The organism is Synechococcus sp. BDU 130192 (assembly GCF_963876085.1).
Taxonomy (GTDB): Bacteria; Cyanobacteriota; Cyanobacteriia; order Cyanobacteriales; family MRBY01; genus MRBY01.
In genome coordinates this window covers 1-22546 of sequence record NZ_CAWNNO010000001.1, presented here as the reverse complement: position 1 = coordinate 22546, position 22546 = coordinate 1, and the positions used below count along the sequence as shown (strand labels likewise).

Sequence of the window (22546 nt, the reverse complement as noted above, 5' to 3'; positions counted from 1 at the left end):
ATGCGTATTCTTCACGTTATTGCCTCTATCTCAAAAGTTAAAGGCGGTACTAGTCAAGCAGTTTTAGAAATGGTCAGAGCCTTACAAAGCTCTGGTGTTGCGGCTGAAATTGCCACCGTCAATGACTCTGGCCGCAATTTGCTTGATGTACCGTTAGCCCAAAAGGTACTGTACTGCCAAGTCCCCATTTACTTTTTTCCACGGTTTTCTCCTCCACTGCGAGCAATACGAGAGTTTGCAATTTCACCACCCTTTATCACCTGGCTGTCGCAAAATCTACATCGCTACGATCTTGTCCATGTCCATGCCCTCTTTTCTTTGCCTTGTACTTTAACAATGGCTCTAGCCCAATTCAGGGATATTCCTTATGTTGTTTCTCTGCATGGATTACTGTGCCAGTGGTCGCTGCAACAAAGTGCTCTAAAAAAGCAAATATATCTCCATTTAATCGAACGTTGGAATTTGAATGGTAGTTCAGGATTGCATCTCAATTCCTACCTTGAGCAGAGTGAAATATCTAAGTTGGGATTAGCTGCACCTTCATTTATCCTGCCTCATGGTCTACAGATTTCCTCAAAATATCCTGATGCTCACCAAAAGTTACGCTATTGGCTAAATCTACCTAGTGACGAACCTATTATCCTATTTCTTTCGCGTCTCCATCCAAAAAAAGGCATAGAAATACTAATTCAGGCTCTAGCGCAACTGGTAGATCAACGATTTACCTTCCTTATCGCAGGCAGTGGTGATCCCAATTATGAAAATGAAATTTATACTTGCCTTCAACAATCGGACATAGGCGATCGCACCCGGATGTTGGGCTTCATCGAAGGAGAAAAAAAAGATCTCCTTTTGCAAGGTGCTGATCTGTTTACTCTCACGTCTTACTCTGAAAACTTTGGTATCGCTGTCCTGGAAGCTCTCGCCGCAGGACTTCCCTGTGTTGTCACGCCTGGAGTGGCTCTTTCGGAAATTGTTAAACAGCAGGATCTAGGAATAGTTCCAGAGATGAATGAAGCGGCGATCGCCACTGCAATCCGCACCTGTTTGCTTCAACCTGAAGTCACCAAAGAAAAAGGCGATCGCGCGCGACAGTTTATTGTTGAAAACTATACCTGGGACAAAATCGCCGCGAATTTAGTCGAAATATACGACGCCATCATCCAGAATCAACCCTTGCCCCATCGCCATGTTTGAGTCAATCACACCACTGATCCTGACCTATAACGAAGCCCCAAATATCGAGCGTACCCTGCAACAACTCCAGTGGGCAAGTCGCATCGTAGTCATTGATAGCTTCAGTTCCGATACAACCCTTGAGATTCTGAAATTTTATGCTCAAGTTGAAGTTATCCAGCGAGAATTTTCATCCTTTGCTGATCAATGTAATTTTGGTCTGGCACAAATTCAGACAGAATGGGTTTTGTCCTTGGATGCAGATTATGTTTTAAGTGATGACTTGATTCAGCAACTCAAAGTACTGCAAGACAATCCAGCAATCAATGGCTACAGTGTTCCCTTCAAATACTGCGTCTTTGGTAAGCCGTTGCGAGGTACATTACTTCCCCGAAGAACCGTGTTGTATCGTGCAAGAAAAGCCACTTATCAAGAAGATGGCCATGCCCATCGAGTACAGATAGCAGGAAAAACAACCTTGTTATCTGGGCATATTTACCATGATGATCGCAAATCCCTTAGTCGCTGGCTCTGGGCGCAGGATCGCTATATGGTGCTCGAAGTTAAAAAGCTTCAGAAAACTCCCCTATCAGAATTAGGTTGGGGCGATCGCCTCCGCAAACAAAAAATCCTTGCACCTATCATCATCTTTTTCTATTGCCTCATCCTTAAAGGCGGTATTTTCGACGGTTGGCACGGCTGGTACTATGCCTTTCAGCGCGTCTTTGCCGAAACCCTCCTTAGTCTACGCCTCATCGAAGCTGACTTGTCTGACCTTTCTACGACGACTCGACCCCCACAAAAACTAAACTAGAAAAGCACGCTGACCATCTTTATCAGCCGAAATTAGATGCTGCGTTGCGCAAAAAACTACCGCAAACCGTGGGTAATCTTTACTACCACAAGCCTCATTTTTCTTATTGGGTTTATTCCCGTCCGCTTAATTTTCGCACAGATTCAAGCTCCTACACCTCAAGCCATCCTAGCCCTTGGAGGTGGTTTAGGTCGGGAAGAATTTGCCGCCAACTTTGCCCAGCAACACCCAACTCTCGATATTTGGGTTTCTAGCGGTCAATCTCGTCAAATCGCCAAGGATATCTTTCAAGCCGCAAACATCAATCGCGATCGCATTCATCTTGATTATCGTGCCATCGATACCGTCACCAACTTCACCACTCTCGTTAAAGACTTTGGCGATCGTCACATCCAGCACGTTTACCTAATCACCTCTGATTTTCATATGCGTCGTGCCCAGGCGATCGCCTTCTTTGTTTTCGGCAGTCGCGGCATTATCACCACCCCCATCCCCATTCCCTCCAACCAACCTCACGAAACCCTCTGGCATGTCTCCCGTGATATCGGGCGAGCAATCCTCTGGATCATCACCGGCCGTACCGGAGCCAGCCTACATCCCAAGTTGGGAGTAGCATTTCCTTCAAGCAACCTGTAAGTATTTCACCAAATCAGAAAGGTTAAAATGGGATCATGGTAAGCTTTTTAGCCCTGTTACCCCGTGCCCTCACCACCTTTCTCTATGCCGTTGCTGCCCTCCTGAGATTCTATGCCGACACCGACACCACCCCAATCCAACTCTTCCCCCTCACCATCCTCCAGTGGAGTTTCCTGGCGTTCGCGTTGGGGACAGCGGCTCTCCTGGCTAATCTCGGCCTTGAGTGGCACGCTGGAAATCGAAGCCGATACCGAGAGGCTGAAGAAAGAGAACGCGAAACTCGACGCGATGCTCTTGCGGACGAAGAACGACGTAAAGCAGATCGAGAAAGAGACCAAGCAGCTCAAGAAAGAGAACGAGCGGCTCGCCGTGCTCGAATCCAAAATCGAGGCTTTATTCTCCAAACACGGTATCAACTTACCCCTGGCCGAGAAACCGGAGCAGCCCTAGCAGACTTTCTCAGTTTTCTTCAGGAATATGGGGAGTAAAGAAGGCGATCGCCTTTTGGCTAAACTAAAACCATGGTTAGTTTTCTCGCTCTACTGCCCCGTGCCCTCACCACCTTTCTCTATGCCGTTGCTGCCCTCCTGAGGTTCTATGCCGACACCGATACAATCCCAATCCAACTCTTCCCCCTCACCATCCTCCAGTGGAGTTTCCTGGCGTTCACGTTGGGGACAACGGCTCTCCTGGCTAATCTCGGCCTTGAGTGGCACGCTGGAAATCGAGCAAAGAACGAGAGAGCACGAGCAGAGGACGAAACAAATCGAGAACGAGATCGAGCAGCTCAAGAAAGAGAACGAGCGGCTCGCCGTGCTCGAATCCAAAATCGAGGCTTTATTCTCCAAACACGGTATCAACTTACCCCTGGCCGAGAAACCGGAGCAGCCCTAACCGATTTTCTCAGTTTTCTTCAGGAATATGGGGAGTAAAGAAGGCGATCGCCTTCTTTGTCTTCGGCCATTAAGACATTATCACCATCCCTGCCTTTGAATTTTCGCTCAATTTAAAAATTGCTGTTGTGAGTTTTATCCATCTCGACCGCTATACCACCGGAAACTACACTCCCGGTGCTTCCTTTCTAAGGCAACTCTTGTGGTTTTTTATCGGTGATCCCGTGGTGCGAACTCGGTTGCTCCCCCCATCCTCTTTTAAAGTTTGGGTATTGAGACGCTTTGGCGCCACCATTGGTCAAGGGGTGAGGCTTAAACCCGGCGTGCGCGTTAAATTTCCCTGGCGACTGACCATCGGTGCTCATTGCTGGATTGGCGAAAATACTTGGTTTGATAACTTGGCACCAATTACCCTTGCTGACCATGTTTGTATTTCCCAGGATGTCTATCTTTGTACCGGTAACCACGACTGGAGCGACCCCACCTTTAAACTAATCACCCGTGCCATCCACATTGAACGGGGCAGTTGGCTGGGGGCCCGCAGTAGCATTGCCCCCGGTGTCACCATCGGCGAAGGGGCGGTGCTTTGTTTAGGGAGTGTTGCCTTGCGATCGCTTGACCCGATGACGATCTATGGCGGCAATCCGGCGATCGCCTTAAAACCCCGCATCATTCATCTGCAATGCGAAGACTTTCAAGATCCATGACTGAGGTTTCGGGGGCTTCATTTCGGCTGATCTCTTTGAGGTGGTCTAAGACGTCCCAAATCTCTTGTAGCAACTGTTCTAGACCGGTTCTGGATACCGCTGAAATGGTCAGAATTTTGGCGTCGGTCAGCCGCCGTAATTCCTCCGTGATGAAATCTGCAAATTCGCGATCGCCTGCATCGAGTTTATTGAGGGCAATGATCTGGGGGAGTTCTGGTAAACCGCGACCATAAGCTTCTAGTTCTCCTTGGATCGTTTTGTAATTTTTAATTGGATCTTCCGCATTGAGATCCACTAAATGCACCAAAACCTTTGTGCGCTCAATGTGACGTAAAAATTCATGGCCCAAGCCCACCCCCTGGTGTGCCCCCTCAATTAATCCTGGAATATCCGCAAATACCGTGCCATCTCCCGTTGGCCGTTTCACCACCCCTAAATTAGGGATTAAAGTTGTAAACGGATAAGCGCCGATTTTGGGCCGGGCCGCCGACAACGCAGAGATTAGGGTCGATTTCCCGGCATTGGGGAGGCCGATAATGCCCACTTCTGCCAGTAATTTTAATTCTAGGCGCAGTTGCTTGATTTCTCCTTCTAAGCCGGGGAGAGCATATTCCGGGGCGCGGTTTTTATTGCTGAGAAAATGCTTGTTTCCCAGGCCTCCCTTACCGCCCTTGGCGACGCAGAAGGTTTGTCCATGAAAAACTAAATCACCAATTTCTTCGTCGGTTTCCCGGTCGTAAATTACCGTGCCACAGGGCACATCCACAATCAGATCCTCCCCAGAAGCGCCAGTGCAATTATTGGGGCCACCCCGTTCGCCGTCCGGGGCTTTGAAGGTGCGGGCATAACGAAAATCGAGGAGGGTTTGCAGGTTTTCTTCTGCCCGGAAGATCACTGAACCCCCCCAGCCGCCATTGCCCCCCGCCGGGCCACCAGCAGGCACGTATTTTTCGCGACGAAAGGCAACGATTCCATCTCCCCCTTTTCCGGCGATAACTTCAATTTCAGCGTGGTCAATAAATTGCATGGGAAATAGAATCTGGTGATTTTGGGCAATCTGGGCAATCAATTATTATACTCTGCTTTTCCGCCATCGGATGCGCCAGATTGGAACTGTAATCTAGCGGAAGTCTTGGGAAAAAAATAGAATTGTTATGCTAGAGGAAATTTTCGACATTGAGGGAAATCCATGGAACGACGCAGCATCATCGTAAGCTTTCTCGCGGGATGTTTATGGCTTTGTTTGGGGTTATTTCCATTCAGCCAGGCCTTGGCCCTCACGCCGATTCAGTTGTCTGACTTGAGCTATGAGCGCTGTCCCGCAGAGATGCAGGGAATTGTGACCAGCGGCTCCAATGAAGATGCAAACTGTTTCATGATTAAAGGCAAAGCGAAAAACACATCGGGTAAATATATTGTTGATGCGGATGTGTTTGGGCGAATTTATGATGCCAATGGTTCGCCGACCTTTGAGAATCGCGGTCGTGTGGGCACTATTTTAGAAGTACCACCAGGCATTAGTGAGTTTCAGATCCCGGTATCGGTCGCTGCCAATCAGCCGGAACCCCTCCAACTGAAAAAATTTAAGGCGTCTGGGTTCACGTCCCGGGTGCGTCCTTTCTATTACGATAACGAGGATGTGGAATAAGACGCGCAGTTGGCAACGGTTTTGCCGCAATCGTCTGGCGGTACTTGGGGGGATTGTCCTGGGGGCGATCGCCTTGTTGGTTTTTGGCCTACCGCTGATTTACCAGACCCCCATCGATGGCATTGACTTCGCCAGAAGTGCCCTTGCACCAAGCTGGGAACACCCCTTTGGCACCGATGACCTTGGACAGGATCAATTGGCGCGGGTGTTGTTTGGGGGCAAAGTTTCCCTGACGGTCGGGCTGGCTGCGATGGCTGTGGCGATTAGTTTAGGGACTGTGATTGGGGCGATCGCCGGCTTTTATGGTGGCTGGCTCGATCAATTGTTGATGCGTTTGACGGATCTATTTCTATCCCTCCCCCAACTGCCAGTATTACTCCTGGTGGTCTATCTGTTTCGGGAATCCCTCCGGGCGATCGCCGGGGCAGAATGGGGCACCTTTCTCCTCGTGGTGCTGGTGATCGGCAGCTTGAATTGGATGGCGATCGCCCGGTTAGTCCGCGCCCAATGCTTGACCCTCAAAAACCGAGAATTTGTGACCGCTTCCCAGGCCATGGGGGCCAATCCCCTCCGCACCCTCAGGACACATCTTCTGCCGAATCTGGTCAGTCTCATTGCCGTCGCCGCTACCCTGTCCGTGAGTAACGCGATCATCACCGAATCAACCCTCAGTTTCCTTGGTTTAGGGTTTCCACCGGACATTCCGACTTGGGGGCGAATGCTGTATGATGCCCAAAATTTCGTCACCACAGCTCCCCACATGGCCCTATTTCCAGGCTTAGCGATTTTTTTGACGGTGCTCAGTTTAAATTACCTTGGCGATGGCCTCCGAGACGCCTTTGATCCGAAAAGCGCGTCCCACTAAGCTAGAATAAACGACCCCGATTTTAGGGTGTGATCGAGCATTAATTCAGCCATGGCGAAGAAACAAAAACAACGCTTTCCCCATCTCCTTGGGTCTAAATGGACCGCCACCCAAAAGACTTTCGGTTGGCGACATTTCCAGGTGATGAACCGCCGCAATGAAGGGAAATGGGTGTTTGCCGAATTAGTATCCTCCTGTGACCCTGACACCCGATTTTGGATCAATGCCAAACAACTCAAGGATCAACGACTATGGGAAGCGGGCTGGAAAACCCTCGAAGAGATGAATCAGCCCCCCGAAGTTCCCTTCTGGCAAGATTAGTCATGGCGAATAAAATGCCCTGTAAAATTGGTGATAAATAGGCGATCTCCTTGATCTCTTGATCCCCACGGGAGCTGTCCATAGACGCTAGACGCCGGTGAACAAACATAATAAAATCCAAAAGTTATAATTTTTCGCTAAAGATCCGCCGACACAATACATCGATGTAAATCATGTAAATGTGTTCAAGGTTCAAAACCAGCTCAACACACAGCAGATAAGGGGTCAGCGTACAAGTGGGTTTATTTAGTCGCTTTTCATTTTCACGGGACATGGGTATCGATCTCGGTACCGCCAACACCCTTGTATACGTCTCTGGTAAAGGGATTGTCCTCCAGGAACCGTCTGTTGTGGCCATCAACAAAAATAACCAAGAAGTCCTGGCGGTTGGCCTAGAAGCCAAGCGCATGTTAGGGCGTACCCCCGACAACGTGATTGCCATTCGCCCTCTCCGAGATGGGGTGATTGCGGACTTTGACACCGCCGAGGCGATGCTAAAGCACTTCATTAAGCGCGTCCACGATAACCGCAATCCCCTGATTCGGCCCCGGATGGTAATCGGGATTCCCAGTGGCGTTACAGGAGTAGAGCGGCGGGCCGTCGAAGAAGCAGCCAAAGAAGCTGGGGCCAGCGATGTTTATCTCATTGATGAACCCGTTGCCGCTGCCATTGGCGCAGGGCTACCCGTTTCTGAACCCACCGGTAACATGATTATTGATATTGGTGGCGGCACCACAGAAGTGGCCGTTTTAAGTTTACAGGGCACTGTTCTGAGCGAATCGGTACGGGTTGCGGGGGATGAACTCAGCGACTCGATTATGCTCTACATGAAAAAAGTCCACAATTTGGTCATTGGGGAACGCACCGCCGAGGATATCAAAATTCAACTGGGATCTGCCTATCCCACCGACGAAGAAGAGCCGATCATGGAAGTGCGTGGCTTACATTTGCTTTCCGGATTACCCCGCACCGTCACCATCAAGGCCCCTGAAATCCGTGAAAGTATGTCTGAACCGCTTTCGATCATCGTTGAAGCCGTGAAGCGCACCCTAGAACGAATTCCACCGGAATTGGCTGCTGATATTATTGACCGGGGAATTATGCTGGCCGGGGGGGGCGCCCTGCTCAAGGGACTCGATACCCTGATTAGCCACGAAACAGGCATCGTTACCCACGTGGCGGCCAATGCTGAAAGCTGTGTTGCTTTGGGTACAGGTCGTGTTTTGGAAAACTTTAAAGATAAGGATATGGAGCGGGTCTTTAAGAGCCATACTCGCTACGAATAGCCTAGGATGGATCACATCGTTTTCTTGAGTGAATGTTAATGTTCCGCCGTTGGTGGCAACGCTATGGGATGACCTTAATTTTTATTGGGGTTGGCCTTTCGGCTGCTTTATTTTTGCGCCAGACCCAGGGGGGCGCAATTCAGGAATTTTATGGGCTTTTCTTCCGGCGTCAGGGCAATCTCACCGCCGCTGAAACGGAAATTTTGCTCCAGAATAGTAAGCTGCGGGAACTGCAAAATCGAGTCGAGGAACTCGAAGCCCAGAACCAACAGCTACAAGATTTATTGGATTATCGACAAACGCTCCAGACAGAGGCGATCGCCGCCCCGGTCATTGGTCGCAGTGCCGATGCTTGGTGGCAGCAAATTATTATCGGCCAGGGGAGTCAAGCCGGGATCAAGGTCGGGGACACCGTGACTGGCATCGGTGGACTTGTGGGCAGGGTGGTACAAGTTACCCCCCACAGTAGTCGCGTTGCTTTGGTGAGTGACCTCAACCAACAAGTGGGTGTGATGTTGTCCCGGAGTCGTTTCCAGGGCTATCTCCGGGGCCAAAATGATCCCCAACAGGCCCAGATGGTTTTCTATGAGAAGGTTCCAGATGTCAAGGTGGGAGATATGGTCACCACCTCAAACCTGAGCACCCTGTACGCCCCAGGTCTCCCCATTGGTCGCATTGCCGCAATTGATTTTAATGCGGGGCCAGCCCCCATCGCGACGGTGGAGTTGACGGTACCGCTGGGGTCGTTGGAATGGGTATTGGTGGCACCTTTTGAGCAGAAGCCCTTAAATTTTGAGCTGCAACCGGAGCAAGATGTTTCGCAAACTCCCTAGAGGGGCACTGCCCTGGATGAATGGTTTGGTGAGCATTGGCTCGCTGCTGCTGTGTAGCCAGCTTTTGTTACTCCGCATTCCTGGGATGACAATCCTCGGTTTTAGTCCCCAGTGGCTCTTGATGTGGGTAATTGCTTGGAGTGTGAAGCGGGAGATGATTTATGCTCTCCTGGGGGCGATCGCCGCTGCTTGGATCCATGACAGCTTAATGGTGAGTGCCTTACCTTCCCACCTTCCAGGCTTCGTGCTGGTCGCCTATTTCGTTTCCCGCTGGCGACAACAACGCTATCTCCAGGAAGACTTTATTATTCTGGCGCTGCTGGTCTTCGTAATGACCCTAGCTGCAGAAGTGATTATGGCATTTCAATATCTGCTGTGGGGGTTGGGTTCCTCAGGGATGCTCTGGGGTGAACTGCAACGGATCGGCCTCGCAACGGCAATTTTAAGTAGCCTCTGGGCACCGCTCCTTTGTACGCCTCTGGTGCGTTGGTGGGATTATGTGAGAATGCTCGATAGGCAGTAGTGATGGCCCTGGGGCTTGGGAGAGTGACCATAGCGCTCCGCCAGAAAATGGGCCACAGAGAGAAGATCATTGCAATAATGATCGGGCTGATAGGTTTTGAGGTAGGCCGTATCGCGAATGCCACAGGTCACGGCGATCGCCGGAATATTCATATTTTTTGCGGCGATAATATCCGCTTCGGTATCACCAACCATGAGCCATTGATCGCTTAGTTCTCCTTGTTCGGCGATCGCCTCCTTGAGGAGGGCAGTTTTCACATCCACATTATTCACATAGGCCGTGTGGCGATCGTCGCTACCGTAAATCCCACTAAATAGACGTTTTAGGCCATATTGATCGAGCATTTTCCGCACCTGCTGTTCTTCCCGGAGCGTCACCAGTACCAATTTCACCCCGTAGGAATGGAGTAAGGCCAAAGACCAGTTCACGCCCCCCTGCATTTTGTCGAGGTGGAGTAGGGCTTCATCGTTGACGATGGTGCGGACATGGTCGAGGAAAAAGGCAATTTGCTCTTCCTGGAGCCCGGACTGCATCGCAATTTCGATATCACTGACCCGTTGGCGCTTCATTTGCCAAAATTGGTCTTTGCCGAGGTATTTGAGGGGAATGGCGATGCCCTGTTGGGCGTAAATCTGTTGCGTATGCTGGAGAGCGGCTTGGTACGTACCATAGTATCGCTCCGAAACATCGACCAATGGCCCATCGAAGTCACAAAATAGCGTCAAACGGAGACGTCTTGCGGTGGGAGAGTTCATAGTTTGAAAACGGGCAGCGGTTCTCTGGAACAAGCCTGGGATACTCATGGTGCTTTTTGGTCAATGCTCTATCTTTAGCATGATTTACTTTTGTGGTTTTGTTGTCTGCGTCACACATTTATTGGTGATTTGTAGACTTGTTTATAAATTTGGATAACTTACTTAAACTTTCTTTACAATAGCAAATTTTTATCGAAACAGCGGTAGAAAAAACCGTCGGAATGATGAAAAAATTAGGGGTTGATGATAAACGAAGCTGAATAGTAATGGCGATCGCCTTTTGGGAGCCGGGGAGAAAATCCCAGGGAATGCCACAATAAACAGAGATTTTTAAAGAGAGAGGCCCAAAGCACCATGGCTCAGCTAGAGAAATTGATTCAGATGGCGGAAAATGAACTGACAGAATACAGTACCGACGCCCGCAAGATTGAAAAGTTGCGCCGCAAATTTGCGTTTATGTTGAATCCTCGACAACAGCAGCAAATTAAGGATGAACTTTTGGCCCAGATGCCCCAGGGATTTTTCGGAAAAATGGTGCTGGAAAATCGACAGACAGTCGCTTTACCTTTTTGGGGCATTGCGGGTTTGGGTTTACTGTTCGGCATTTCCCTCCAGCAGCCCCTCGATTTCCTCGCCCCGGCGATCGCCCTACCCGCTGCCATCCAAATTCAACGCTGGGGCTGGCAACTAGAAGCAAAGCGGTTGGTTTTGCAAACCCTTGACGATCTCGAAGCCCGCGCCAAAAATCCGACGGCATCTTAAATGCGGCTTTCGAGACTGGTGCCCCGATACAGTTCTGATATAGGCATTTCAAGGTGGATGCTGGTGAGCTTGACCGGATCAATTGTCCGGTAAATTTGATTCGTCCAACCCTGGGGCGATCGCCGCCAAACCTCTACTTCCTGTTGCGTTTGGGAAATTAAAACATACTCTTCTAAGGTCGTAATCCGTTGATAATCTTGGAATTTTTCTGCGCGGTCAAAGTTCTCTGTGGCTGGAGATAAAACCTCAAGGATTAACTTGGGAAATTGTTTTACATAGCGATTTTGTTGATCCCTGGGGTCGCAAGTGACAAAAGCATCAGGATAATAAAAAAACTGGTCTCGATAATTAACTTTTACGTCCCCCGCAAAAAATCGGCATGGGCCATCCCGGAGATGCAAATTAAGGGCCGTTAAAAAATTAATGGCAATGCGACTATGGTCATCACTACCACCGGCCATCGCATAAACCAATCCCTGGCGATACTCATGGCGAATTGTGCTTTCGGACTCAAGTTCGAGGTATGCCTGGGGAGAAAAACCAGAGGGTAAAGCAATCATGCCAAAAGACTGAAAATCAGTGCTTTAATTGTACCCTGGTTGATCTGGGAGCATAATTCAGCACGAAAGGTATGGGTCTAGATTTTAGTAATCTTAATAGTCTCTGGGCGGGTGTGATGGTAGAAACCCTCGCGCGCCTGGGTTTGCAATCGGCGGTGATTTGTCCTGGATCCCGCTCTACGCCCCTCACCGTTGCCCTGGCCCGTCACCCCCAGATTAAAGCGATCCCGATTTTAGATGAACGCTCGGCGGCGTTTTTTGCCCTGGGTTTAGCGAAAAGTTCTGGTTTACCGACGGTGCTGGTCTGTACGTCGGGGACAGCGGGGGCCAATTTCTATCCGGCGGTGATCGAAGCCTACCAGAGTGCGGTGCCTTTAATTATCCTCACAGGCGATCGCCCCCCGGAATTGCGGGATTGTCATTCGGGGCAAACCATTGACCAGATCAAGCTATTTGGAAATTTTGCCCAGTGGTTTAGTGAAATGGCGACGCCCCTGGGCACTGTTGAAATGTTGCGCTATGCCCGACAAACCATGGTGCAAGCTTGGCGGCGATCGCAGTTTCCCCAGAAAGGGGTGGTGCATCTCAATTGTCCGTTTCGGGATCCCCTTGCCCCCATTGCCGATGGCTCAGTGACGCACCTCAAAGATGTGATCAAGGCGGATTTTTTTGCCGGGATTCAGCCCCTGGAAAAGGCAGAATTTTCTGCGGATATTTTGCCTACAGAAGCTTGGAAAAATTATGCCCGGGGGCTAATTATTGCTGGGGTGAATCAGCCCGATGATCCCGATGTATATTGTCAGGCGATCGCCCAGTTGTCGGGTTATTTGAGTTTTCCAGTTTTAACCGAAGCCCTCTCCCCCGTGCGGAACTATGCCCATTATTTTCCCCAGGGTTTAGTCATCACCTACGATTTTATTTTGCGGGATCAAAACCTAGCAGAAACCCTCAAACCAGAAATTGTGATTCAAATTGGCGCTCTGCCCACCAGTAAAATTTTGCGGGCCTGGCTCGAAAAGCAGCAGATTCAAACCTATATCTTGAGCGAGCGGGCCGATAATTTTGACCCCATCCATCGTCCCCACCAATATCTCGCCGTTAATCTTCGCACCATGAAGTATTTGGGGATCTTTCCCGACAACGAAAAAGGTTTGCCCTACTTGGATCTATGGCAGACCCAAGATGCAAAAATTCGCGCCAAATTAGCCGCAGTTTTCCAGGCAGAACAAAATCTCAACGAAGCGGCGATCGCCTACTGTTTAGCCAGAGCGTTACCAGAGGAAACAGCTATTTTCTTTGCCAATAGCATGGTGGTGCGCTATGCCGAATTTTTCTGGCAGTTGAATGATCAACAAATTTTGCCCTACTTTAACCGGGGTGCCAATGGCATTGATGGTACCCTGTCAACGGCTTTGGGCATTGCAGAGAATCATTCGCCTGCTGTGTTACTGACGGGGGATCTCGCTCTCCTCCACGATATCAATGGCTTTTTGACATTATCAAAATTTACCGGCTCCCTGACGATTATTGTGATCAATAACCAAGGCGGCGGCATCTTTGAAATGTTACCCATCGCCGAAGAAAAAGATATTTTTGAAGATTATTTTGCGACGCCCCAAACCGTTGAATTTTCTAAAGTATGCGATTTATATGGCATTGAATATCAGGCGATTCAAACCAAAGCTGACCTAATGCAAACCTGTGCTACTTTGCCACCCAAGGGAGTAAGGTTACTGGAAGTCAAAACAAACCGTAACCAAGCGATGACTTGGCTGAAAGATTTATTCCAAGGTTTTGAAAGTCATTTTTAAATGGCGTGTTTTTTCACTAAATAGGTGATTTTTTCGGCTTCATCGGTCGTTAATTCCGGGGCTTCTTTAATGCTTTGGCGGTACATCTTGAGGTATTCCCCAGCGGATTTGTACCAACTAAAGTCATAGCTCATGCCCCGTTTTTGTAGTTCAGCCCAGTCTTTTTTGTAGCGGAAACTTTCCCAGGCCCGCACCATGCAGGTGTACATATCCAGCGGTTCGTAGCGGTCAAAACTAAAGCCTGTCCCGGTTTGGTGAATCGGATCATGGAAAGAGACTGTATCCACCAAACCCCCGGTGCGCCGCACAATGGGCACAGAACCGTAGCGCATCGCCATCATTTGACTAATGCCACAGGGTTCAAAGCGTGACGGCATCAAAAAGACATCGGATCCAGCGTAAATCCGGCGGGAGAGGGCATCGTTATAGAGTAGTTGCACAGACATCCGCCCCTTAAAGCGGTAGGCGGTTTGCCAGAGTTGGGTTTCGTAGTGGCGATCGCCAGTGCCGAGAATAATGAGCTGGGCGTCGGTGTAGGCCATAAACTGCTCCAGGATATTCAGCAGCAGATCAATCCCCTTTTGTTCCACTAAGCGGGTGACCATCGCCATCAAAAAAGCCTTGGAGTTGACCTCTAGCCCCGTTTCTTCTTGGATGATCACTTTGTTGGCGGCCCGATCCTCAAGATTGGTGGTAGAAAATTGTTTTACCAGGGCTTGGTCGTTAGAAGGGTTATACAGTTCCACATCAATGCCATTGACGATGCCGCGACTTTTGCCACTGATCCAAGACAACAAACCCTCTAATTTTTCACCATAGACTTTGGTTTGGATCTGTCGAGCATAGGTGGGAGATACGGTGTTCACTTGATCAGCGAACATCAGCGCCGAGGCCATTACATTATCACCGTCCATATACCACGGGCACCAAGTGTTGCGCTCCAAGAAACCCCGCCAAGGCCCCTGGTAAGCCAAGTTGTGGATCGTAAATACCGTACTGATATCCGGCGATTGGTGCATCCACACCGGAATCATACCCGTGTGCCAGTCGTGGCAGTGGGCAATTTGGGGTTTCCAGTGGTTCCACATAAATTCAGCGGCTCCATTGGCAAAAAAGGTAAAACGCCAAAATTCGTCCTGCCCACCATAAATGTGACGTCCATCGAAGGCAGGGTGGCCAAACAGATAAAGGGGGACATCGGTATTGGGTAATACGGTTTCATACACGGCAAACGTATTGAACATTGCACTGCCCCACCACACGGGTTCCGCAGGGATGTCGAGCTTGTCGTTGAGAAAGCCGTAATAGGGTAAGAAAATTCTCGCGTCATGTCCTAACTGCCGTAAAACTTTGGGCAGTGATCCCACCACATCTCCCATACCTCCAGCTTTAGCGATGGGAGCAGCCTCGGCAGAAACAAACAAAATACGCATCAGAATTTTCTCGTCAATTTTTGATGTTCTGTTAGAGCGTATCATTCTTTGAGGGATCCCAAGAATAAATACTATCCGGGAAATTTGTCCCTGAGAAATTGCTGGATTTCGGCTTGGTAGCGGTGGGGATTTTCGAGCATGGGGAAGTGTCCCACCTGGGGAATTTCAATATATTGAAAGTTTGGGTTTAAGGCGATCGCCCTTTTGGCCATGGCCGCCGGAATGATTTGATCTTTTTCCCCGGCGAGGAATAGGGTCGGACATTGGATATTGCGAAACGCCTGGGGCAAGCGGGTCACCATCATTTCATTCACCGAAGCTAGTAGAGTCCCAGCAGCGGCGCGATTATCAGCGCTCAAAAAATCCTCCAGGAATTGCCGCCGCTCTGTGGGCGCAATTGGTTGCTGCAAAAAACGGGCGATCGCCAACCGATCCAGCCCCGGCACCTGGCGTAACCACGGAAACCGTAAGCGCACAATGGTGCCAGCAATTTTCTGAAACATCCCAAAGGCGCGGGCATCATACTCAAAAATTCCGTTGCAGTTCAAAATGGCCCGGTCTAGGCGTTGGGGAAACTGCGCCGCAAAAATTGCCCCGATGGAAGCCCCCATGGAATGGGCATTGAGAATAATTTTGCCGTTGATGTCTAACTGCCGCAGCAGTACTTCTAGATCCAGAGCATAATCGTCTAGGGCATAGTCACCACTGTAATCGATAGGGAGCGCAGAACGACCAAAGCCCCGCAGATCATAGATCAGACAATGGAAAGATTCACTGAAGGCCGTGGCAGTGTTGCGCCAATAATGGCTCGACCCGCCCCAACCGTGGACAAATAACATCACTGGTTTGGGAAGATCGCGGCCCCCGCGACAAATCCATTCGTAATAGTGGGGGACTCCCCGCACCTGGGCGATCGCCATTGGCCCTAAGCAGATTCTGGTTTGGGTAAGGAGGACGGATGGAGTAGGAGTTCAGCCGTAGAACGTTTTTCGACCATTTCCGGTGTAATCGTGCAGCGGTTGACATCTTTACGGGAAGGCAGTTCGTACATCACATCGAGCATTAATTCTTCGACAATGCCCCGTAGCGCCCTAGCCCCGGTTTTGCGGCGGTAAGCTTCCTGGGCGATCGCCCGGATAGCGGTCGGTTCAAACTCCAACTGCACACTGTCCATCTTCAGGAGTTTTTTGTATTGCTTGACGAGGGCATTTTTCGGTTGGGTCAAAATTTCAACTAGCGCTTCCTCATCGAGGGGACTGAGGGACGCAATCACCGGAATCCGCCCGATAAACTCTGGAATCATCCCGTACTTAACGAGATCCTCTGGAGAAAGATGCTGGAGCAATTCAGCGGTACGTTGTTCCTTGGCACTGCCCTCTTCCCCGGGCCGCACGAAGCCCATACTTTTTTTGCCGACCCGCCGCTCAATCACCTTATCGAGACCGACAAAGGCTCCACCACAAATAAATAAAATATTGCGGGTATCAATTTGAATGCAATCTTGGTACGGGTGCTTTCTGCCTCCCTGGGGAGGCACATTGGCGACGGTACCCTCCAGCATTTTCAACAGGGCCTGTTGTACCCCTTCCCCAGACACATCGCGGGTAATGGAGGGGTTTTCACTTTTGCGGGCAATTTTATCGATTTCGTCGATGTAGATAATCCCCCGCTGGGCTTCGGCCACATCGAGATCGGCCACCTGTAGAAGGCGCAGCAAAATATTTTCGACATCTTCGCCCACATAGCCCGCCTCGGTAAGGGTTGTGGCATCGGCAACGGCAAAGGGCACATCAAGGATCTTCGCGAGGGTCTGGGCGAGGAGGGTTTTACCGCATCCCGTTGGCCCGATCAAAAGAATATTGGATTTGTGGAGTTCGATGCCATCGGCGACGGGATCGGCGTCGTCGTCTTCCATCAAACTCAGGCGCTTGTAATGGTTGTAGACAGCCACGGAAAGGACTTTTTTTGCTTCGTCCTGACCGATGACATGTTCGTCGAGGTAATGCTTAATTTCCCTGGGTTTGGGAATGTCTTCAAAATTAATCTTTTCGGGGGGAGCCTTGGGGGGATTTTTTTCAGGCGATCGCCCCATACCCATGCCCGCTGCATTTTCCATCAGCTCTTCATCGAGGATTTCGTTACACAGCTCGACACATTCGTCACAAATATAGACCCCTGGCCCAGCAATGAGCTTTCTAACCTGTTCTTGGGACTTACCACAAAAGGAACATTTGAGATGGGAGTCGTATTTAGACATGGGTTTTGGAGTAGGGCCTCTGGATAACGTGAGCGATGGGGTTAAGCGGCGTTCGGGGCGATCACTTGGTCGATCAAACCATACTGGCAAGCCTCTTCGGCGGACATATAGAAGTCCCGCTCGGTATCTTCTGCCACCTTATCAAAGGGTTGACCCGTATGATCGGCGATCAACGTATTTAATTTATCTTTGATGTAGAGGATTTCCTTGGCTTGAATTTCGATATCCACTGCTTGGCCTTGGGCACCACCGAGGGGTTGGTGAATCATGATGCGAGAACTGGGCAGGGCCATCCGCTTACCCTTGGTGCCCCCTGAGAGGAGAAAAGCGCCCATACTGGCAGCGATGCCGTAGCAAATGGTCACCACATTGGGACGAATCTGTTGCATGGTGTCGTAAATCGCCATCCCTGCATAAACGGAACCACCGGGGGAGTTGATGTAGAGTTGGATGTCTTTATCGGCATCCTCGGCGTCTAAAAAGAGCAACTGGGCCACCACAGAGTCAGCAACGGTGTCATCAATGGCGGTACCGAGGAACACAATCCGTTCCCGCAGGAGACGGGAGTAAATATCGAAGGCCCGTTCTCCCATGCCAGATTGTTCGACAACCATCGGCACCACCGTTCCACCCATGGAGTAGCTGTAGGGGACGGCTTGGCTAGAAAGGTGTTGATAGGAGGTAGTTGATTGAACCATGGAAGCTCGATGCTAATGTTTTGGGGGATGAACAGGAAAAAAACTGGGGAAAAATCAGGGGCAGACCTTGATGACCGTTGGGTGAGGCCGGGCAATGATTTCCCACATAGCCTTTATTATATAGTCGCATTGCCTGAGATGGGAGCCACCAGCAGAGGGCGATCGCCCCTTGGTTAATTTCACTAAGATTGGCCGCTTTAGAGATGGACAAGGGGTTGGGCCTGGGATAGGGCGATCGCCTGTTGTAATTGGGGGTAGGCCCCCGCTAGATAACCCGTCCCCCGGAGAAAACCCGTATTCGCAGCGGGCAGCAGATATTCTAGGGGCTGATTTTTAAACGTTTCAATCAGCTTTTCGATGCCTTTGAGTTGGCGGCCCCAGTGGAAAGTTTTGGCGGTGCGCAGGGCGAGAATTTCACCCTTTTGGTTGGGGAGGAGATGCCGCCCCGTGAACAGACAGCCTCCCCATTGGCCATAATAGAGACAGGAAGCACCAGGGGAAAATCCGGGTGTCCAAATGCCGCGAAAATCACCATCCTGCCAATCATCCCGAAAGGGCGTCACGTCGGCCTCTGGCATCAGGTAGGCTTCTTGCTCTTGGATCACAATCGCACAACCGAGGGCCTGTTGAATCTTCGCGACTTGGTTACTGATGGCGGCCCGCTGGGTGATGTAGAGGGTTTTGACGCCGCCCTGGGCCTGCAAAAAGTTGAGGGTCTCTGGGTGCCAAGGGGGACAATCAACCAACAGACCACCACCGGCTTTTGCGATAAAGTAGGCTGTGCCACCGAGGGTTTCTCGATTGGGGGCAAAGGCGTAGATGTCTTCAAAAAGTTTGCGGGGCGGTTTGGGGGGAGTCTGCACGGGGGGAGTCCCTACTCATGTTGAAATGTTAAACAGTCGCTACCATTGTTGCATTGGGGTGAGGTTTCGACAATTTTCTCTCTAGGGGCGATCGCCACAAAGCAGGGGCAATCATTTTGCTTGTGCCACACATTTTCTAGTAAGGATTCAATTGAAAGTTCATGGAAGTTTGGCTGCTTTTCTTCGTTATGGGGGTGTTGACCTACGCCCTCATCCGCCGCACTGTACCACCAGAAAATAAAGCACCATTAAGCTTACTCTGGCTGGTGATGATGTTGCCTGCTTCCGCCTGGCTAGTCTGGATTTTAATTTTTGGGGCGACCCAGCCGATGCCCTTGTTGCTGATGTTGCCACTGTTGATCCTTTCGCCGTTTATGTATTGGAGTTTGTTGGACTGGGGGAAACCCAAACCGGACGAATCTGCTGATCCCAGCCCGCCGTCCGCTGCCCCCCAGACTCCAGGCTTAGATTTAGAAAAATTAGACCAAGCTTCTGCCCTGAAAAAAGAAGGCTCTAAGCTCCGCCCGATCAGCACCAAGGAAGAAAAAGCACTCCGGGATTGTTTTCCCTGGGGGGTTTATTATCTTCAGAATATTGACTACTATCCTCAGGCGATCCTCTGTCGAGGCAAGTTGCGGGCGGTCCCCCAGGAAGCCTACCAAACAATTCGGGATAATATCGAACAGCTCTTTGGCGATCGCTTTATTGTGGTCTTCCAAGAAAGTCTGCGGGGGCAACCGTTTTTTGCCCTTGTTCCCAACCCTTGGAAAGCGGCCCAACAATCCCAAACCAAAGAGGAACCCCTAACGCGCCCGGATTTGGCGATCGCCTTAGTGTTAATTACTTTATTTACTACCACCGTCATGGGTTTGGAATTGCAGGGGGTCGCCCCGGAGGTGATCCAACAGAATCCGAGTATGCTTTGGCAGGGCTTACCCTATGGTCTGCTGTTAGTCGCAATTCTCGGTTGCCATGAACTGGGCCATTACGGTGCGGCGGCCTATTACAAAATTAAAACGACGCTCCCCTATTTCGTCCCGATTCCCTTTTTTATCGGTACCCTGGGGGCCTATACCCAGCGGAAATCCCCCATTCCCCATCGCCAAGCTTTGTTTGATTTTGCGGTGGCGGGCTCTTGGGTGGGGATGCTCCTGACCCTGCCTTGTTTGTGGGTGGGCCTGGGCTTGTCCCAAGTGGTGCCCTTGCCAGAGGAATCAACGCTGTTAGCCTTTAATGAATTTAATCCAAGGTTTTCTCTCCTCCTAGGACTGATGAGTCGTTTGGCCCTAGGAAATCAGTTCACCCCGGATATGGCCCTGGATTTACACCCGGTGGCGATCGCCGGTTATGTGGCCCTGATGTTGGGGGGCTTGCAACTCTTGCCCATCGGTCAATTGGATGGTGGTTTGATGACCCACGCCGTTTTCGGCCAGCGGACGGCGAGCATTATTGCCCAGGTGACAAGGATTTGTATGATTGCGATCGCCTTTGTGCAGCCAAATTTTCTTTTTCTGGCGATTTTCGCCCTGCTGATGCCCATCGCGAACCAGCCCGCCCTTAACGATGTGACGGATTTGGACAATCGCCGCGACCTGTTGGGGATGTTTACCCTGGTTTTTGTGGCGTTAATTTTCTTGCCGTTACCCGCTGGCCTGAGTAATTGGCTCAATTTTTAGGGGTTAGCGTTTGTTTCAAAAGCGGCATAAAGACTGTCCCTGAGGGGTTGTAATTGCAAGTCAAACCGAGGTTCATAGACAACAGACGGGAAAAATTCGCCGAACCAGGTGTTAATTGCGAGATTTTCGCTTACCGTCCAAAAATCCGTGGGATTGTCCCCATCAATGTGGCGACTGTTCACATTAAACCCACTGCGCTGGCGACGGTACTGGAGAACTGGGGCACCGACGCGGATCCAAGTGGCAAAATCTGGGCTATTGGCCATAGTGGCTAAAAATTCTTGCCGTTGTTGGTCGGTGAGGGGCTGTTGGGGCGAAACCCTAGCCCAGGCTTCCTCTAAAAGTTCTAAGCGTTTTTCTGGGTTGTCCCAGGTGGCTTGTAATTGGGCGATCGCCGTTTCCTGACCCAGGGCTTCCCGACCGGGGAGTAAACTGAGGGCTGTGGCGTCGAAATACTGGCGAAATTCCGTTTCGGCCAGGGCAAAATCCCCAATCCACCAGGCAATACCACCCCGACAGCGATGTAACAACGGATCATCGGGATATTGCGCCAGTAGCTGTTCGTAGTGACCCATCACCCGCGCCACCACCGCTGGATAAAGCTCTCCCAAGCCCCCGCCTCGCCAAATGGGACTGGTGATAAATGGGGGATCACGAAGAATTTCTAAGGCGATCGCCTCGACCGCAAGATCTGTTTTGTCCTGGGCCAACAAACTTAACCCCAACCCGTAGAAAATGCCTCGTTTCGCGGGCACAAGCTGGGCCGATTGGTAAAATTCCGCCGTTGCTAGATTGGGTTCATTGTTGGCGATGTGGAGCCAGGCCACGTTGCTGCGGCCAAATTCCCGGTAGGGAGATGCTTGGTTGCCCTGGTTAAACCATTGGATCGCCTCCTGGAGATAGCGTTGCCGTTGTTCTAAGTCTGTGGTCTGGAGAGCTAATTCACCGAGATTCCAACCCAACTGATAGGAATAGTAAGGTTCCCAGGGAGCGAGGTCATGGGCGGCGGTCAAATTTTCCACAAAACGGTCATAATCAGGGGTTTCCTGGCGCAATGCTAAAAATCCGGTGCTGGATCGCTCCCAGGCGGCTTGGATCGGCGCTAACCAGATGGCAACGGCACCGTAAATTCCCACTAGGCCGAGAGCGACGAGACGGGGTTTTCCTAAAAATTTTTCTGGGTTTGGTTGGGACGGGAGAGATATTTGGGGTTGATCTTGACGGGCGATCGCCGCGAGCAAGGCCACCAGAATTGCAATGATGCCGCTAATGGCCACATTATCCAGTTGATAATCGGTCCAACTCAAGGCCCAATAGCCGACTAGCCCGGTGTAAATACTGCCCAACAAAATGCGGTCTTCCCGTGCCATCCCTTTAACATGGCCCCGCAGTCGCCAGAGGATCACCCCCAGAAAAACAATCGAACCAAAGAACAAACCCAAGCCCCAGATGCCCATTTCCGCCCAGAGTTGCACCGGGGTACTGTGGAGTTGATAAATAATTTCCGAAAGGCGACCCGCTGTGATTGGGCGGTAATTTTGATACAACAAGAACGCATTTCCTAAACCAGCCCCCGTCCACCAATGGTCGAGACCCATGGCCCCACCCACCTGGGCATTGACCCAACGGTAATTTAATTCCCCAAATTCCCCCTGCAAAATCGGTACCACGAGATTGTAGAGGCGGTTATTGGTCAGCACAAAAATCCCTAAAACTCCCGTGGAAATAATCCCCGCTAGCAATAAATAAAATTTGCGAATCTGACTAAACCCCCAAGCAAACCCGAAGGCCACCACCGAGGCGATCGCCAACCCAAGCCACCCCCCCCGAGAGCTCGTGGTATAGAGATCTACCGCCCCAATTACCACCCCCGTCAGCCAAAGCCAGCGCCGCCAATCCCGATGTAAAATCGCCAAGCCCAGGAGGGTCGGTAAACAAAGAATGAGATAACCGGCCACATAATTTTGGTGACCCAAGGGAGCCCAGTTACGCAGTTCCAGCAGCGAAAAATCAAACTGTTGCACCGCCC

24 protein-coding genes and 1 pseudogene are annotated in these 22546 nt (G+C 50.6%); 15 read left to right on the top strand and 10 right to left on the bottom strand.

Annotated elements, in window-relative coordinates:
* The 6 genes from AACT35_RS00125 (at position 1) to AACT35_RS00100 (ending at position 4226) form a co-directional block, all read left to right on the top strand.
* Positions 1-1197: a glycosyltransferase gene (locus AACT35_RS00125; protein ID WP_099237308.1), complete on the top strand. Its 1197-nt coding sequence runs from the start codon at positions 1-3 to the stop codon at positions 1195-1197.
* Entirely contained in the window at positions 1190-1990 is an 801-nt protein-coding gene (locus AACT35_RS00120) for a glycosyltransferase family 2 protein (RefSeq protein WP_099237306.1), read from the top strand. The genes AACT35_RS00125 and AACT35_RS00120 overlap by 8 nt, the downstream gene beginning before the upstream one ends.
* A 36-nt stretch (positions 1991-2026) precedes the next feature.
* Positions 2027-2626: a YdcF family protein gene (locus AACT35_RS00115; protein ID WP_099237304.1), complete on the top strand. Its 600-nt coding sequence runs from the start codon at positions 2027-2029 to the stop codon at positions 2624-2626.
* Positions 2627-2661: 35 nt separating this feature from the next.
* On the top strand, positions 2662-3114 hold the full coding sequence (locus AACT35_RS00110; RefSeq protein WP_065710721.1) for a hypothetical protein: 453 nt from the start codon (positions 2662-2664) through the stop codon (positions 3112-3114).
* Positions 3115-3147: 33 nt separating this feature from the next.
* Positions 3148-3558 (top strand): hypothetical protein, encoded by a 411-nt coding sequence (locus AACT35_RS00105; RefSeq protein ID WP_099237302.1) that lies wholly within the window; start codon positions 3148-3150, stop codon positions 3556-3558.
* 89 nt (positions 3559-3647) lie between these two features.
* Positions 3648-4226 (top strand): putative colanic acid biosynthesis acetyltransferase, encoded by a 579-nt coding sequence (locus AACT35_RS00100; protein ID WP_099237300.1) that lies wholly within the window; start codon positions 3648-3650, stop codon positions 4224-4226.
* Here the strand turns inward: AACT35_RS00100 and obgE are convergent.
* Complete coding sequence (obgE, locus tag AACT35_RS00095; protein ID WP_099237464.1) at positions 4189-5253, bottom strand: GTPase ObgE; 1065 nt, start codon at positions 5251-5253, stop codon at positions 4189-4191. The two genes, AACT35_RS00100 and obgE, sit on opposite strands and share 38 nt — an antisense overlap.
* Before the next feature lie 162 nt (positions 5254-5415).
* Here obgE and AACT35_RS00090 point away from each other — a divergent pair, with 162 nt between their 5' ends.
* From AACT35_RS00090 to mreD, 6 genes are all read left to right on the top strand, one after another.
* The gene (locus tag AACT35_RS00090; RefSeq protein ID WP_012307136.1) at positions 5416-5874 is read left to right on the top strand and encodes a hypothetical protein; all 459 of its coding nucleotides are present in this window, start codon (positions 5416-5418) and stop codon (positions 5872-5874) included.
* A complete protein-coding gene (locus AACT35_RS00085; protein ID WP_099237298.1) occupies positions 5864-6739 on the top strand; it encodes an ABC transporter permease in 876 nt (291 codons plus the stop codon). The genes AACT35_RS00090 and AACT35_RS00085 overlap by 11 nt, the downstream gene beginning before the upstream one ends.
* Before the next feature lie 51 nt (positions 6740-6790).
* Positions 6791-7060 (top strand): TIGR02450 family Trp-rich protein, encoded by a 270-nt coding sequence (locus AACT35_RS00080; protein ID WP_030008139.1) that lies wholly within the window; start codon positions 6791-6793, stop codon positions 7058-7060.
* 236 nt (positions 7061-7296) lie between these two features.
* Complete coding sequence (locus tag AACT35_RS00075) at positions 7297-8346, top strand: rod shape-determining protein (RefSeq protein WP_012307139.1); 1050 nt, start codon at positions 7297-7299, stop codon at positions 8344-8346.
* A 32-nt stretch (positions 8347-8378) separates the two neighbouring features.
* Positions 8379-9179: a rod shape-determining protein MreC gene (gene mreC, locus AACT35_RS00070; RefSeq protein ID WP_062434141.1), complete on the top strand. Its 801-nt coding sequence runs from the start codon at positions 8379-8381 to the stop codon at positions 9177-9179.
* A complete protein-coding gene (gene mreD, locus AACT35_RS00065; protein ID WP_254047921.1) occupies positions 9160-9702 on the top strand; it encodes a rod shape-determining protein MreD in 543 nt (180 codons plus the stop codon). The genes mreC and mreD overlap by 20 nt, the downstream gene beginning before the upstream one ends.
* Here the strand turns inward: mreD and AACT35_RS00060 are convergent.
* Positions 9675-10505, bottom strand: coding sequence for an HAD family hydrolase (locus AACT35_RS00060; protein WP_099237296.1), 831 nt, complete (start codon positions 10503-10505; stop codon positions 9675-9677). The genes mreD and AACT35_RS00060 overlap by 28 nt on opposite strands.
* 306 nt (positions 10506-10811) lie before the next feature.
* Between AACT35_RS00060 and AACT35_RS00055 the strand changes: the two genes are divergently transcribed.
* Positions 10812-11219, top strand: coding sequence for a hypothetical protein (locus tag AACT35_RS00055; protein ID WP_012307143.1), 408 nt, complete (start codon positions 10812-10814; stop codon positions 11217-11219).
* Here AACT35_RS00055 and AACT35_RS00050 read toward each other — a convergent pair.
* Positions 11216-11779 (bottom strand): Uma2 family endonuclease, encoded by a 564-nt coding sequence (locus AACT35_RS00050; RefSeq protein WP_099237293.1) that lies wholly within the window; start codon positions 11777-11779, stop codon positions 11216-11218. The two genes, AACT35_RS00055 and AACT35_RS00050, sit on opposite strands and share 4 nt — an antisense overlap.
* A 71-nt stretch (positions 11780-11850) precedes the next feature.
* Between AACT35_RS00050 and menD the strand changes: the two genes are divergently transcribed.
* Positions 11851-13590: a 2-succinyl-5-enolpyruvyl-6-hydroxy-3-cyclohexene-1-carboxylic-acid synthase gene (gene menD, locus AACT35_RS00045; RefSeq protein WP_099237291.1), complete on the top strand. Its 1740-nt coding sequence runs from the start codon at positions 11851-11853 to the stop codon at positions 13588-13590.
* On the opposite strand, the gene glgA is transcribed toward menD, so the two are convergent.
* From glgA to AACT35_RS00015, 6 genes and pseudogenes are all read right to left on the bottom strand, one after another.
* Positions 13587-15023, bottom strand: a complete 1437-nt coding sequence (glgA, locus tag AACT35_RS00040) for a glycogen synthase GlgA (RefSeq protein WP_099237289.1) — start codon at positions 15021-15023, stop codon at positions 13587-13589. The two genes, menD and glgA, sit on opposite strands and share 4 nt — an antisense overlap.
* A 71-nt stretch (positions 15024-15094) precedes the next feature.
* Entirely contained in the window at positions 15095-15943 is an 849-nt protein-coding gene (locus AACT35_RS00035) for an alpha/beta fold hydrolase (RefSeq protein ID WP_099237287.1), read from the bottom strand.
* 5 nt (positions 15944-15948) lie between these two features.
* Positions 15949-17280, bottom strand: a complete 1332-nt coding sequence (clpX, locus tag AACT35_RS00030) for an ATP-dependent protease ATP-binding subunit ClpX (RefSeq protein WP_012307148.1) — start codon at positions 17278-17280, stop codon at positions 15949-15951.
* Between the two features lie 41 nt (positions 17281-17321).
* Positions 17322-17900 (bottom strand): annotated as a pseudogene (clpP, locus tag AACT35_RS00025) (ATP-dependent Clp endopeptidase proteolytic subunit ClpP); the annotation flags it as partial.
* A 40-nt stretch (positions 17901-17940) separates the two neighbouring features.
* The gene (locus tag AACT35_RS00020) at positions 17941-18189 is read right to left on the bottom strand and encodes a hypothetical protein (RefSeq protein WP_143596743.1); all 249 of its coding nucleotides are present in this window, start codon (positions 18187-18189) and stop codon (positions 17941-17943) included.
* Positions 18176-18841: an MBL fold metallo-hydrolase gene (locus tag AACT35_RS00015; RefSeq protein ID WP_099237284.1), complete on the bottom strand. Its 666-nt coding sequence runs from the start codon at positions 18839-18841 to the stop codon at positions 18176-18178. The genes AACT35_RS00020 and AACT35_RS00015 overlap by 14 nt, the downstream gene beginning before the upstream one ends.
* Positions 18842-19002: 161 nt before the next feature.
* Here AACT35_RS00015 and AACT35_RS00010 point away from each other — a divergent pair, with 161 nt between their 5' ends.
* Positions 19003-20517, top strand: a complete 1515-nt coding sequence (locus AACT35_RS00010) for a site-2 protease family protein (RefSeq protein WP_099237282.1) — start codon at positions 19003-19005, stop codon at positions 20515-20517.
* Here the strand turns inward: AACT35_RS00010 and AACT35_RS00005 are convergent.
* On the bottom strand, positions 20514-22546 hold a 2033-nt coding region (locus AACT35_RS00005; protein ID WP_099237280.1), incomplete at its 5' end, for an O-antigen ligase family protein. The genes AACT35_RS00010 and AACT35_RS00005 overlap by 4 nt on opposite strands.

Excerpts from the sequence above, each read along its gene's own strand:
- AACT35_RS00125 (WP_099237308.1), top strand. The coding sequence starts at position 1 with ATGCGTATTCTTCACGTTATTGCCTCTATCTCAAAAGTTAAAGGCGGT.
- AACT35_RS00120 (WP_099237306.1), top strand. The coding sequence starts at position 1,190 with ATGTTTGAGTCAATCACACCACTGATCCTGACCTATAACGAAGCCCCA.
- AACT35_RS00115 (WP_099237304.1), top strand. The coding sequence starts at position 2,027 with ATGCTGCGTTGCGCAAAAAACTACCGCAAACCGTGGGTAATCTTTACT.
- AACT35_RS00110 (WP_065710721.1), top strand. The coding sequence starts at position 2,662 with ATGGTAAGCTTTTTAGCCCTGTTACCCCGTGCCCTCACCACCTTTCTC.
- AACT35_RS00105 (WP_099237302.1), top strand. The coding sequence starts at position 3,148 with ATGGTTAGTTTTCTCGCTCTACTGCCCCGTGCCCTCACCACCTTTCTC.
- obgE (WP_099237464.1), bottom strand. The coding sequence starts at position 5,253 with ATGCAATTTATTGACCACGCTGAAATTGAAGTTATCGCCGGAAAAGGG.
- AACT35_RS00090 (WP_012307136.1), top strand. The coding sequence starts at position 5,416 with ATGGAACGACGCAGCATCATCGTAAGCTTTCTCGCGGGATGTTTATGG.
- AACT35_RS00085 (WP_099237298.1), top strand. The coding sequence starts at position 5,864 with ATGTGGAATAAGACGCGCAGTTGGCAACGGTTTTGCCGCAATCGTCTG.
- AACT35_RS00080 (WP_030008139.1), top strand. The coding sequence starts at position 6,791 with ATGGCGAAGAAACAAAAACAACGCTTTCCCCATCTCCTTGGGTCTAAA.
- mreC (WP_062434141.1), top strand. The coding sequence starts at position 8,379 with ATGTTAATGTTCCGCCGTTGGTGGCAACGCTATGGGATGACCTTAATT.
- mreD (WP_254047921.1), top strand. The coding sequence starts at position 9,160 with ATGTTTCGCAAACTCCCTAGAGGGGCACTGCCCTGGATGAATGGTTTG.
- AACT35_RS00060 (WP_099237296.1), bottom strand. The coding sequence starts at position 10,505 with ATGAGTATCCCAGGCTTGTTCCAGAGAACCGCTGCCCGTTTTCAAACT.
- AACT35_RS00055 (WP_012307143.1), top strand. The coding sequence starts at position 10,812 with ATGGCTCAGCTAGAGAAATTGATTCAGATGGCGGAAAATGAACTGACA.
- AACT35_RS00050 (WP_099237293.1), bottom strand. The coding sequence starts at position 11,779 with ATGATTGCTTTACCCTCTGGTTTTTCTCCCCAGGCATACCTCGAACTT.
- menD (WP_099237291.1), top strand. The coding sequence starts at position 11,851 with ATGGGTCTAGATTTTAGTAATCTTAATAGTCTCTGGGCGGGTGTGATG.
- glgA (WP_099237289.1), bottom strand. The coding sequence starts at position 15,023 with ATGCGTATTTTGTTTGTTTCTGCCGAGGCTGCTCCCATCGCTAAAGCT.
- AACT35_RS00035 (WP_099237287.1), bottom strand. The coding sequence starts at position 15,943 with ATGGCGATCGCCCAGGTGCGGGGAGTCCCCCACTATTACGAATGGATT.
- clpX (WP_012307148.1), bottom strand. The coding sequence starts at position 17,280 with ATGTCTAAATACGACTCCCATCTCAAATGTTCCTTTTGTGGTAAGTCC.
- AACT35_RS00010 (WP_099237282.1), top strand. The coding sequence starts at position 19,003 with ATGGAAGTTTGGCTGCTTTTCTTCGTTATGGGGGTGTTGACCTACGCC.